The following is an 11,769-nucleotide window of genomic DNA, read 5'->3' as shown; positions in this document are numbered from 1 at the left end:
GATGAGCAGCGCCGCCTCCCCCGACGTCAGCGCCCTCGCCATCAACGTCACAGTGCCGGAGGAGTTGCGCTGGACCGACACCCGGCGCGGCGAGGAGTTCACGCTGACCACGCTCAACATCCGGCTGCTGCCGGACGGGCGCCTCGCCGCGAAGGCGTACGGCCGGCCCACTGCCGGTGGACGCGGCGCGTACGTGTCGTTCCGGGTGCCCGACCGGCCGGAGCTGGCCGCGCTCGTGGCCGCGGCGGCCGACCGCGCCGCCGCGCTCTGGGCCGCGCACGGCGGCCTGGACTGACCGCGCTCAGCGGCGGACGCCCACCCCGCCGTAGCCGTGCGACACCGCCGCCTGCGGCTCGCCGTCGGGCCGCCAGTCCGCCACCTTGACCAGGCCCGGCTCGACCAGCTCGTACCCGTCGAGGAACCGGGCCACCTCGTCGCGGGTGCGGGGCACGAGCGGGGAACTGCTGCGGCGGTAGATCGCTGTGCCCTGCTCGGTGGGCAGCGTCGGCAGGCCGTCCAGGGTGAGGTGGGACAGCGCGAGCACGCTGCCCGGGACTGTGGCGTCGCGCAGCGTCGCCACCGCCGCGTACGGGTCGTCGGCGTCCGGCACGAAGTGCAGCACCGCGAGCAGCAGCACCGCGACCGGCTCGCTCAGGTCGATGGTGTCCCGCAGCGTCGGGTCGGCCAGCAGGTCGCCGGGACGCCGCAGGTCGCCCTGGAGCACGACGGTGCGGCCGTCGGTGGGGAGCAACCGCCGGGCGTACGCGACGGCGACCTCGTCATGGTCGACGTAGGCCACCCGGGCGTCGGGGCGTACGGCGCGGACCACCTCGTGCACGTTGCCCTGGGTGGGCAGGCCGGCGCCGATGTCGAGGAACTGGCGTACGCCCTGCCCGGCCGCCCAGCGCACGACCCGGCGCAGGAACGCGCGGTTGCTCTGCGCGGCGACGCCGGTGTCCGGGAAGATCTTCAGGACCTCCTCGGCGGCGGCGCGGTCGGCCGCGAAGTTGTGGCAGCCGCCGAGGTAGTAGTCGTACATCCGGGCGACATTGGGTCGGTTCTCAGCCTCCGTCACGCCTCGATGTGTAGCACTCTGGGCGACACACCGCTGACCCGTCGTGTCGGTGGTCCGGCCGATCCCGCCGTCCACCTGGTACGACGGTGGGACACGCCGGCGCGAGGAGGTACCGATGACAGGTGGACGGGAGACAGTGGAGGTCGAGCCGGTGGTGTTCCGCGCCGTCTACGACTCGCCCGCGTCGCTGCCCGGGCGGCACCGGTGGACCACCCCGGAGGCGGACGTGCGACGGCTGGAGAAGCTGCTGAACATGCCGGCGCGCAGCATCGGCGCGCCGCTGTGGGTCAGCGGCGACGAGCCGGACTGCCCGAAGTGCGGGCGGCGGGTCACCTGGTACGACATCGTCGCGTCCGCGCTGCACGGCGTACACGACCACACGATGATCGCGCGGGTGATCCTCGGCGAGCGCAAGTACGTGAACACGGAGGTGCCGGACGCGATCCCGGGTGTCCACTGTGCCGACTGCCGCACCCCGATCACCGGGCTGCGCAGCTTCAAGTGCCACAACTGGGCGTACGCGTTCGAGGCGCTGGAGGAGGTCGTCGCCCGGATGTCCGGCCTGCCGGCTCAGTCGCCGCCCGCCTCCTGAGCGCGCCGTTCGGGACGGCGGCCGGGCGGGGCCTGCGGCTCGGGACCGGGGTCGGGCACCGGCGGCATCGGCCGGGTGACCGGCCCGTCGCCGGTGACGCGGAGCTGTTCGCCGTGGTGCCACAGCTCCACCGCGTCACCAGGTCCGGCGTCCGGCAGCTCGTAGCGGGCCTCCCGCCCGGTGAGCGTGACCCGCAGCCGGTGCCCGTGCCGGCGCAGGTGGAACGCGAGCCGGGTGATCGGCCGGGGTAGCCGCGGCTCGAACGCGAGCACGCCCCGGTCGTCCCGCAGCCCGCCGAAGCCCTGCGCCACCACCAGCCAGGCGCCGGCCAGGGACGCCAGGTGCAGCCCGTCGGCGGTCTTGTCGCCCAGGTCGGCGAGGTCCTGGAACGCCGTCTCGGCGAACAGGTCGTACGCCAGGTCGAGGTGCCCGACCTCGGCGGCGAGGATCGCCTGCGCGGACGCCGACAGCGACGAGTCCCGGACGGTCCGGGCCTCGTAGTAGGCGACGTTGCGCGTCTTCTCCTCGGCGGTGAACTCCCCCGGGCAGCGCAGCATGGCCAGCACCAGGTCGGCCTGCTTGACCACCTGCTTGCGGTACAGCTCCAGGTAGGGGAAGTGCAGCAGCAGCGGGTAGTCGTCCTCGCCGGTGCCGGCGAAGTCCCACTCCGGCTGCGCGGTGAATCCGGCCGACTGCTCGTGCACACCGCGCTTGCCGTCGTACGGGACGAACATGGCGTCGGCGGCGGCCCGCCAGCCGGCCACCTCGGCGGCGTCGACGCCGAGCCGCGCGGCCACCTCCGGGCAGTCCTCGGCGGCGTCGGCGGCGCCGCGCAGGTTGCGCCGCGCCATCAGGTTGGTGAAGACGTTGTCGTCGACCAGCGCCGAATATTCGTCCGGGCCGGTGACGCCGGTCAGGTGGAACGCGCCGCCGTCGTCGAAGTGGCCGTAGCCGTGCCACAGCCGGGCGGTCTCGATCAGCACCTCGGCGCCGCACTCGGCGAGGAACGCGGTGTCGCCGGTGGCCGCCACGTACCGCAGCACCGCGTCGGCGATGTCGGCGTTGACGTGCAGGCCCGCGCTGCCGGCCGGCCAGTAGCCGGAGCACTCCCGGCCGCTGAGCGTCCGCCACGGGTAGGTGGCGCCGGTCAGGCGCAGCTCGGCCGCCCGGTCGCGGGCCTCGGGCAGGTGGGCGTGCCGCCAGCGCAGCGCCGAGCGGGCCAGCTCCGGCGCCAGGTACGTCAGCACCGGCAGCACGTAGCCCTCGGTGTCCCAGAGCACGTGCCCGTCGTAGCCGTTGCCGGTCAGCCCCTTGGCCGGGATGGTCCGGTCGCCGTCGGCGCGGCCGGACTGGAGCAGGTGGAACACCGAGAACCGCACCGCGAGCTGCAGCTCCGGGTCGCCCTCCAGCTCGACGTCGGCGGTGTCCCACGCCGCGTCGAGCGCGGCGCGCTGCTCGGTGAGCAGGGCGTCGAACCCGTCGTCCCGGGCCGCGGCCGCCTCCGCGACGACCAGGTCGGCCAGCTCACCGGCCGGGGTGCCGTCGACGTCCGTGCACTCGTACGCGGCGAACCGGGTGACCCGGATGCGCTCGCCGGGGCGTACCGGACCGGACAGCGCCAGCCGGAACCGGTCGGCGGTCAGCTCGGTGTCGGTGGCGATCTCGTCGGGCACTTCGACCCGGTGCGCGACGGCGACGGCGACCCGCTGGCCGCTGCGCCCGGTCCGGTGCACGAGCACCCCGTCGAGGCCGTCTTCGCGGCGGATCTCGCCGGTGAGCGGGTCGTGGATCACCGAGGCGGCCCGGGGGTCGTCGGCGCGTTCCGGCACCCGCTGGTTGGCGAGCAGGTCGGCGCCGACCCGCAGCCGGACCGGCTCGTCCAGCGGCTCGACCGCCCAGTCGACGGCGGCGACCGGACGGCGGGTCAGCGAGACCAGGCGGGTGCTGCGGATCCGGACACCCCGGCCGCCAGGCGAGACCCACTCGGTCTCCCGGCGGACCACCCCCGCGCGCAGGTCCAGTTCCTGGTGGTGCCGCCGGATCGTGCCGGTGCCCAGGTCCAGCGGCTCGTCGTCGACCCAGAGCCGGATCAGGGCGGCGTTCGGCGCGCTGATCACGGTGTCGCTGCGTTCCGGGAACGCGTACCCGCTCTCCGGGTAGGTCAGCTCGTGCTGCTCGTGGAACCCGTTGAGGTAGCTGCCGGGCATGCCGCAGGGCTCGCCCTCGTCGAGCGTCCCGCGCCAGCCCACCCAGCCGTTGGCGAGCGCGAAGACGGACTCGGTCTCGCCCAGCCGGTCCAGGTCCGCGCTCGTGCGCCGGATCCGCCAACCGTCGTCGCCGTGCGGCACGTGCCCTCCCGAGTCCGAAGCCTGGACCGCCACCGAACCAGACCCGGCTGGGAGGTGGCTGGGACTCCGATACCCGTGGCGAACCCGCCCGCACCTGCGGGTGGCCGATCACACGGTGACGAGCACCAGCGTGGCGGCGGTGCCGAGCACCAGGAACGGACCGAACGGCAGGTGCCCGGACCAGCGGACCCGCCGGGCGGCGAGCAGCGCCACCCCGGCCGACCCGGCGAGGAGGAGCGCGAGCACAAGCCCGGCCACCAGCACCGGCCAGCCGTACCAGCCGAGCAGCGCGCCCGCGCCGAGTGCCAGCTTGGCGTCGCCGAGACCGAAGCCGCGCCGCCCGAACAGCAGCGTGGTCGCGGCGAAGCCGCCGCCGAGCGCCAGAGCGGCCAGGACGGCGCGTACCAGCGGGTCGACGCCCGGACCGGTCAGCGCGGCCACCCCGAGCAGCGCCCACACGCCGGCGGCGGCCGGCCAGGTGAGCCGGTCGGGCAGGCGGTGCGCCATCGCGTCCACGATCGTCATCGGCACCGCCCAGACCAGCCACCACGCCAGCGCCAGCCGCGCGGCGGGCGCGCCGCCGGCGAACACCGGCACGGCCACCGCGAGCAGCAACGCCACCTCCACCACCGCGGGCGGCGCGCCGACCCGGGCCCGGCAGGCCGGGCACCGGGCCACGGGGCCGAGCGCCGGCAGCGGCCGGTCCAGCCCGATCGGGGCGCCGCAGCCGTCGCACGCCGTCCGGTCCGGGCACCCCGGCGGTACGGCGTAGCGCGCCACCGCCAGCCGGAGCAGGGGTACGACCGTCAGGGCGGCGGTCAGCCGGGGGCTCGGACGGCCGGCATCGGCCACCGGTCCGGTACGCCGCACCCGTTCAGCCGTCATGCCGGATCCCCCGTCCGGTCGCCGTGCGTTCCATCGTGGAGCACGCAGAGTGATTTATCGCTTGCGCGGATGTGACGGCCGAGGCGCACAGGAACGGGTGGTGCGACGCGGCGACGGCCCGAACGAGTGGTGGCGTGAGCCCCGCCGGACCGGCGGGACGGATCGGACGAGCGGCATGCTCCCCACCCATACCGGCGGCCCGTCGCCACCGCCGCGGCGCGTACGGGTGAGCACACACCAGCCGGCCCGGAGCCCTGCCGAAGCCCGCTCGTCATCGTGGTGACACACACCGGCCACCACCTCCCGTCTTCACTCACCGTGTTCACGTGAATTGCCTCTGTTGCATCGGCGGACGTGAGCCTATGCTCGCCCCTTGGGTACGACGCAACCCCCGATCAATTGGCGTCGGAGGCACCAGGGCACAGAATCCGCAGCGATCAGTACAGGTCAATACAAGTGGCGGCGACGGGGGCCCGGAGTGACAGTTCCGGGCGCGCTTCCGCATGCCCGGAGCGGGTCGGCGTGATCGCCCCGGGCCGGCACCGAGGAGGGATCGGCGTTGCACACACGGCAATCCCGCCGATGGGAAATCTTCCTGCTCAGCATCGTGCTGGTGGTCGGCTCGGCCGGCTGCGGCACCGAGCCGGAGGCGGTCACGCGTCCGCTGACCGGCCGCGCCGCCGCACCCGCCGCCCATTCCAGCGCCGAGGAGAACGCGGCCGGAAAAGCGGCTCTGGCCGCCTATTCCGGCTATCTCGACGCGTCCCGGGCAGCCAGTGCGCGCAGCGATCCGTCCCATCCCGCTCTGACCCGTTTTCTGGCTGATCCGCTGCTGACCCGGGTACGAATGGCGATTCTCGACGCGAAGGAGCACGGCGCGATGCGTACCGGGAAACTGGTCTCCGACCCCGAGGTCGTGTCGGTCGACCTGGCCGCCCGCCCGCCCACAGTCGAGATCCAGGACTGCCTGGACGCGAGCGGCTACCGGCTCGTCTACGCCAAGGACCGCAAGGCCGTGCCCGGCACGCGCGGCGGGCGCTACCTGGCCACCGCCACGGCGGTCCGGTACCCGGACGGCCGGTGGCTGATCAACGGCGGCGCCGCGCACCAGGACCAGCCGTGCTGACCTGGGGAGGAAGGGGTGTCCCGGCCCGGCCGGCCCGGGCCGGGACGCTCCGCCGGCTGCTGCTCGCCGCCGGCCTGGCCGCGCTGCTGACGCTCACCGGCGCACCCGCCCGCGCCGCCGACCCCGGCGGCTCGTGCCCGCCGGAACAGACCGACTGCGACGTCTGGGACGACGACCCCGGCACCCCGGGCGGACCGGGTGGGCCGGGTGGGCCGGGTGGCGGCGGGGACAACGGCGGCGGGGGCGGCAGCACCCCGAAGTGCCAGTGGAACGGCCGGGCCATCCCCTGCTACCACCCGATTCTCGGCTGGTTCAACAACGCCGACGGCTGCTACTACAAGCTCGAAGAGCCGCAGGACGAGGCCCCTCCCGGCAAGCAGTGGTACCAGCTCACCTGCAACGGTGGCGACCTCGGCAGCCTGCGCCGGGCGCTTCTCGACGCGCCGCCGCCCGGCTACGGCGCGCCGCCGGACCCGGAGGAATTGGCCCGCCGCGCGCTGGCCTCGATCTCGCTGCTCCCGCCCCGCGCCGCCGTGGCGCCCCGGCGCAGCCAGGGCCCCGGCCTGGTCGGGCTGCCCGTCTGGATGTGGGCCAGCCCGGGCGCGGCGTACTTCGGGCCGCTGTCCGCGTCCGCCTCCGACCGGGGACTGACCGTGGAGATCACCGCGAAGGTGGACCGGATCGTCTGGCACATGTCCGACGACATCGACGTCACCTGCGACGGGCCGGGCACGCCCTACCGGGCCGACGGGCCGAAGGCCGGCTCCACCTCACCCGACTGCGGCCTCGACCAGGGCTATCCGAAGGCCGGCACCTACCAGGTGAGCGCCACGACGTTCTGGACCGTCGAGTGGTCCGGCGGCGGCGAGAGCGGCGTCATCGCCCAGAGCCGGTCCAGCGGCGTCGTCCTGGTACAGATCAACGAGCTTCAGGTGGTGACCCGATGAGTGTCGTGGCAGCCCGCAACGGAACCCCGGTGGAGGCGCCGGTCGCGCCGCCGAAGGTGGTCCGGCAACGACGCGTCCGCCCCGGCCTGCTCGGCCTGGCGGTCCTGCTGATCGCCCTCGGCGGTCTGGGCGCCGCGTTCGCGGTCACCTCGGTCCGCTCCACCGGCACGTACCTCGCAGTGGCCCGGCAGGTCGACGTGGGGCACCAACTGACCGCCGACGACCTGGTGCCGGTACGCGTCTCCGGCGGGCGGGAACTCCAGCCGGTGCCCGCCGACCGGATGGACGAGGTGCTGGGGTTGCGGGCGGCCGTCCGGCTCACCCCGGGCACGCTGCTCACCCCGGCGCAGCTCACCGAGGCCCCGCTGCTCGGCCCCGGTCAGCAGCAGATCGCGCTGGGGCTGGAACCCGAGCAGGTGCCGGCGCGCAAGCTGCACCCCGGCGACAAGGTGCTGCTGGTCAGCACCCCCTCGAACGCCACCGGCGGCGGCTCGGAGGCGTCCCGCGGCGGCGGCACCCGGTTCGAGGGCACCGTGATCGACACCGCCGCGCCGCAGAACGGCGACGTGGTGGTCTACCTGGCGCTGGCCGTACGGGACGTACCAGCTGTCGTGGCGCTCGCCGCCGACGACCGGATCGCGCTCGTGCTCACCGAGGCGGCCTGATGGCGATCATCGCCCTGGTCTCGGCGAAGGGTTCGCCGGGCGTCACCACCGCCGCGCTCGCCGCCGCGCTGAGCTGGCACCGGCGGCTCGTGCTGGCCGAGTGCGACCCGGCGGGCGGCTCGATCCTCGCCGGTTACCTCGGCGGGGCGCTGGACGGCCCGCGCGGTATCGGTGAGCTGGCGGTGGGTGAGCTGCGGGACGGCAGCCTGGAGCACGCGTTCTGGTCCCAGCTGGTCGACCTGGACGCGCCCCGCCGCGAGCGGCTGCTGCTGCCCGGCGTCGTGGACCCGGCCCAGGCCGGCAGCGTGATCCCGCTCTGGCAGCGCTTCGCCGACTACTTCACCGGGCTGGAGCGGGGCGAACCGCCGTACGACGTGCTCGTCGACTGTGGCCGGCTGGCAGTGGGCGGTCCACCGTGGCCGCTGCTGCGGGCCGCCGCGGTGGTACTGCTGGTGACCCGGGCGCACCTGCCCGACCTCTCCGCCACCCGGGCCACCGCCCGCGCGATCGAGCGGGACCTCACCGAGCACCGCGTACCGCCCGGCACGCTGCGCCTCCTCGTCGTCGGGGACGGGCACGGCACCAGCGAGATCAGCAAGGCGCTACGGCTGCCGGTGATCGCCCGCCTGCCGCACGACCCGCGTACCGCCGAGGTGCTCGCCCACGGCGGCACCGTACGGGCCAACCGGCCGCTGATGCGCGCGGCCGGCGCCCTGGAGGTGCCGGTACGGGCGCTGCTGGACCGGCGGCGCGCCCGGCTGGCCTGGCCCGGGGCGACCACACCGCGCGCGGTGACCGCGCCGAGCGTGCCGGGGGTGTCCGGTGCGGTTTGAGCCGGTCTCCCACGACCCACGCGCGCAGCAGCCGGGCGTCGTCTCCACTGTGCCGCCGCTCGCCCCGCCGAACGGGCGGCACCACGTCCCCGGCCCGGCGCCCGCCGCGCCCCCGGCGCCACCGCCACGCCCCCGGGTCGACTTCGCCGTGGTCCGCGAGCTGCGCCGGGAACTGAGCGAACGACTCACCCACTGGCAGCGCGGACGCGAGTTCGACGCCGACGCCGAGGAGGTCGAGCGCGCCCGGCTGGCGGTAGCCGTGGTGTCCGCGTACGCCGACTCGGTACGCCGGGCCGGCACGCCGATGGCCGCGGACTCGGAACGCCTGCTGCTCGACCAGGTCACAGCCGAACTCGTCGGGCTGGGCCGACTCCAGACGCTGCTCGTCGACGACAGCATCGAGGAGGTGCACATCCTCGGCTGCGACCAGGTACGCATCACCCGGCACGGCGGCGGCGTCGACTGGGCCGAGCCGATCGCCGAGACCGACGACGAGCTGGTGGAGATCCTCCAGGCGGCGGCCCGCCGGGCCGGTGCCACCGAGCGGTCACTGTCCACCTCGAAGCCCACGCTCGACCTGCAACTACCGGACGGCAGCCGGCTCGCCGCCGTGTTCCTGGTCAGCCACCGCCCGTACGCGGTGATCCGCAAGCACAACACGCTCGAAGTGAGCCTGGAGGACATCGCGGGCGGCCGGCCCGACCTGGACGAGATGATCGACCCGCTGCTGCGCGACTTCCTCCGCGCGTCCATGCGGGCCGGGCTGAACATCATGGTCGCCGGGCTCGCCGGTGCCGGGAAGACCACTGTCATCCGCGCGCTGATGGACGAGATCCCGGCCGACGAGCCGTACGTGCTGCTGGAGGAGAGCCGGGAACTGCTGCCGGCCCGGCGCGGGCACAAGCACCGGGCGGTGATGAGCTTCGAGTCCCGGGAGGGCCACGGCGAGCGCGGCGCGGACGGGCGGCCGGCGGGTGAGGTCAGCATCGCCGACCTGATCCCGGTGTCACTGCGCATGGGCGTGCTGCGGATCATCGTCGGCGAGGTGCGGTCCCGGGAGATCGTGCCGATGCTCCAGGCGATGACCACCAGCCGCGGGTCGATGTGCACCATCCACGCGCGTACCCCCTCGGGGGTGAGCGAACGCATCATCGAGCTGGCGCTGTCGCACGGCCGGGAGATGACAGTCGACCAGGCCCGCCGGATGGCCGGCAACGCGCTCGACCTGATCGTCTACGTGACGGTCGAGGACGAGACAGCGATCGGCGGGCGCAAGCACCGTTTCGTCTCGCACGTCGAGGAGGTCATCGGCGTCGGCGAGGGCAACCGGATCACCACGACGACCGTTTTCGGCCCCGGACCGGACGGCCGTGCGGTCCCCCGCCACCTGCCCGAACGCATCCGCGACCAACTGCTGCGCGTCGGCTACGACGCCCGCCTGCTCACCCGGTTCGTCGAGGCCGGCGTGGGCGCTTGGCGGCGGCCCCGGCACACCCGCCTCGGGGCGCGGCCGAGCGGAGGCCCGGCGTGACGCAGATCGAACTGATCGCCCTGGTCTCCGGCGCGGCCTGCGTGGCCGGGCTGGTGCTGACAGTGGTCGCGCTCGTCGGCACCCGCCGCCCGCCGGGTCCGGCGCCCGGCTCCGGGCCCGGCCTGAGCCGGCTCTGGACCGGTTCCGGCGCGAGCCGCGCCGACCAGCGCCGCTACCAGCTCCTGCTCGGCGCCGCTGTGGTCGCCGGGGCGGCGGCGTTCCTGCTCACCGGGCTGCCGGTGGTCGGCCTGCTGGTGGCGCTCGCGGTACCGGGCGTGCCGTGGCTGTTCGCGGTCGGCCGGGCCGAGCAGCGGGCCATCGCCCGGGTCGAAGCCGTAGGCGAGTGGACCCGCCGGCTCAAGGACATCTCGGCCACCGGCCAGGGGCTCCAGCAGGCGATCATCGGCACCATCGCCACCGCGCCGGAGGAGATCCAGGAGGAGGTACGCACGCTCGCCGCCCGCCTCCAGGCCGGCTGGCTGGCCCGCTCCGCGCTGCTCGCCTTCGCCGACGAGATCGCCGACCCGGTCGCCGACCAGGTGGTGGCCGCGCTGATCCTGCACCTCACCGACCGGGGCGAGCGCCTCGGCGACGTGCTCGGGTCGATCGCCACCGCCGCCTCGGCCGAGGTGGCGACCCGGCGCGAGGTCGAGGCGAAGCGCACGCAGCCCCGGTTCGCGGTCCGCTTCCTCACGGGCATGACGCTGGCGACGCTCGCGTACGGGCTGGTGAACAGCGACTACATCCGTCCCTACGGGACGCTGACCGGTCAGCTCGTGATGGCGGTGCTCGGCGCGGCGTTCGTCGGCCTGCTGGTCTGGGTGCGCTCGATGAGCCAGCCGCCCCGGCCGGCGCGGTTCCTGCCCGCGCCCGACCTGGATGAGGCGATCGCATGATCCTCAACTGGCAGCTGGCGATCGCGGTGCTCGGCGGGTGCGCGGTCGGGCTCGGGCTGTTCCTGGTCGTACGCGAGGCGCTGCCGGCCACCCCGGCGCTCGGCCCGGCGCTGCGCCGGCTGCACCAGCCGCCCGGCCAGGCCCCGGCCGCCGGTGCCGGGCCGGACTGGCTCGGCGGGTTCGCCCGCTGGCTGCGCCCGCCGCACCGGCAACTCGCCCTGCTCGACCGCACCCCGGAGCAGTACGCGCTGTCGGTGCTGCTGTCCGCGCTCGTCGGCTTCGCCACCCCGGCGGTCGCGTCGGCGGTGCTCTTCGTCGGCGGGGTGGCGCTGCCGGTGGCCGTACCGGTGGTGGCCAGCCTGGGCCTGGCGCTCGGCGCCGGACTGCTCGCGCACCGCACGGTCCTGGCCAAGGCGGACGCCGCCCGGGACGAGTTCCGGCAGGCGGTCTGCACCTACCTCGACCTGGTGGCGTTGCAGCTGTCCGCCGCGCACGGCCCGGTGCAGTCGCTGGAACGCGCGGCGGCGGTCTGCGACGGCTGGGTCTTCGACCGGATCCGGGAGGCGCTGCGGCTCGCGCAGCTCCAGATGCACTCGCCCTGGGACGAGTTGCAGGAGCTGGCCGAGCGCATCGGCATCCCGGAGCTGGGTGATGTGGGCGCCATCATGCGCTCCTCCGGCAGTGAGGGCGCCCAGGTGCACGAGACGTTGCGGTCCCGCGCCGACTCGCTGCGCGACCAGATCCGCACCGACAACCTGGCCCGGGCCGAGGGGGTCACCAGCAAGTTGGACATCCCCGGCTCGCTGCTGGTGTTCGTCCTGCTCGGCTTCGCCGTCTATCCGTTCCTCGCCCGTCTGTGAACCCACCTTCG

The 11,769-nt window shown here is 74.7% G+C and carries 12 protein-coding genes; 9 read left to right on the top strand and 3 right to left on the bottom strand.

The features are described from left to right. Nucleotide 1: 1 nt before the first annotated feature. Nucleotides 2-295 (top strand): hypothetical protein, encoded by a 294-nt coding sequence (locus FB454_RS11730; RefSeq protein WP_047892875.1) that lies wholly within the window; start codon nt 2-4, stop codon nt 293-295. A gap of 6 nt (nt 296-301) precedes the next feature. On the opposite strand, the gene FB454_RS11725 is transcribed toward FB454_RS11730, so the two are convergent. Next, nucleotides 302-1,075 (bottom strand): SAM-dependent methyltransferase, encoded by a 774-nt coding sequence (locus FB454_RS11725; RefSeq protein ID WP_145822930.1) that lies wholly within the window; start codon nt 1,073-1,075, stop codon nt 302-304. 115 nt (nt 1,076-1,190) lie between these two features. Here FB454_RS11725 and FB454_RS11720 point away from each other — a divergent pair, with 115 nt between their 5' ends. Continuing rightward, nucleotides 1,191-1,667, top strand: a complete 477-nt coding sequence (locus FB454_RS11720; RefSeq protein ID WP_013283472.1) for a hypothetical protein — start codon at nt 1,191-1,193, stop codon at nt 1,665-1,667. Here FB454_RS11720 and FB454_RS11715 read toward each other — a convergent pair. Next, nucleotides 1,646-4,015, bottom strand: coding sequence for a glycosyl hydrolase family 65 domain-containing protein (locus FB454_RS11715; RefSeq protein WP_145822929.1), 2,370 nt, complete (start codon nt 4,013-4,015; stop codon nt 1,646-1,648). The genes FB454_RS11720 and FB454_RS11715 overlap by 22 nt on opposite strands. 108 nt (nt 4,016-4,123) lie before the next feature. After that, on the bottom strand, nt 4,124-4,900 hold the full coding sequence (locus FB454_RS11710) for a prepilin peptidase (protein WP_145822928.1): 777 nt from the start codon (nt 4,898-4,900) through the stop codon (nt 4,124-4,126). A 559-nt stretch (nt 4,901-5,459) separates the two neighbouring features. Here FB454_RS11710 and FB454_RS11705 point away from each other — a divergent pair. The 7 genes from FB454_RS11705 to FB454_RS11675 are packed head-to-tail and all read left to right on the top strand — an operon-like array spanning nt 5,460 to nt 11,758. Continuing rightward, nucleotides 5,460-6,026, top strand: a complete 567-nt coding sequence (locus FB454_RS11705; RefSeq protein WP_145822927.1) for a hypothetical protein — start codon at nt 5,460-5,462, stop codon at nt 6,024-6,026. Then, a complete protein-coding gene (locus FB454_RS11700) occupies nt 6,020-6,973 on the top strand; it encodes a hypothetical protein (protein WP_145822926.1) in 954 nt (317 codons plus the stop codon). The genes FB454_RS11705 and FB454_RS11700 overlap by 7 nt, the downstream gene beginning before the upstream one ends. Beyond that, nucleotides 6,970-7,638, top strand: a complete 669-nt coding sequence (locus FB454_RS11695) for an SAF domain-containing protein (protein WP_013283467.1) — start codon at nt 6,970-6,972, stop codon at nt 7,636-7,638. The genes FB454_RS11700 and FB454_RS11695 overlap by 4 nt, the downstream gene beginning before the upstream one ends. After that, entirely contained in the window at nt 7,638-8,471 is an 834-nt protein-coding gene (locus FB454_RS11690) for a CpaE/TadZ family protein (protein WP_013283466.1), read from the top strand. Before FB454_RS11695 ends, FB454_RS11690 begins: the two co-directional genes overlap by 1 nt. Further along, nucleotides 8,461-10,002 (top strand): TadA family conjugal transfer-associated ATPase, encoded by a 1,542-nt coding sequence (locus FB454_RS11685; RefSeq protein WP_013473468.1) that lies wholly within the window; start codon nt 8,461-8,463, stop codon nt 10,000-10,002. Before FB454_RS11690 ends, FB454_RS11685 begins: the two co-directional genes overlap by 11 nt. Further along, entirely contained in the window at nt 9,945-10,898 is a 954-nt protein-coding gene (locus FB454_RS11680) for a type II secretion system F family protein (protein WP_374537418.1), read from the top strand. Before FB454_RS11685 ends, FB454_RS11680 begins: the two co-directional genes overlap by 58 nt. Further along, nucleotides 10,898-11,758 carry a type II secretion system F family protein gene (locus FB454_RS11675; protein ID WP_041784387.1) on the top strand — a complete coding sequence of 287 codons (861 nt, stop codon included), beginning with the start codon at nt 10,898-10,900 and terminating at the stop codon, nt 11,756-11,758. Before FB454_RS11680 ends, FB454_RS11675 begins: the two co-directional genes overlap by 1 nt. Nucleotides 11,759-11,769: the final 11 nt, after the last annotated feature.

The sequence above is a fragment of the Micromonospora sp. CNZ297 genome, assembly GCF_007827625.1.
Note: the sequence above shows the minus strand (reverse complement) of the source record. Positions and strands in the feature narration are given on the sequence as shown.

Coding starts and splice junctions, on each gene's coding strand:
- FB454_RS11730 (WP_047892875.1), top strand. CDS start 2: ATGAGCAGCGCCGCCTCCCCCGACGTCAGCGCCCTCGCCATCAACGTC.
- FB454_RS11720 (WP_013283472.1), top strand. CDS start 1,191: ATGACAGGTGGACGGGAGACAGTGGAGGTCGAGCCGGTGGTGTTCCGC.
- FB454_RS11710 (WP_145822928.1), bottom strand. CDS start 4,900: ATGACGGCTGAACGGGTGCGGCGTACCGGACCGGTGGCCGATGCCGGC.
- FB454_RS11695 (WP_013283467.1), top strand. CDS start 6,970: ATGAGTGTCGTGGCAGCCCGCAACGGAACCCCGGTGGAGGCGCCGGTC.
- FB454_RS11690 (WP_013283466.1), top strand. CDS start 7,638: ATGGCGATCATCGCCCTGGTCTCGGCGAAGGGTTCGCCGGGCGTCACC.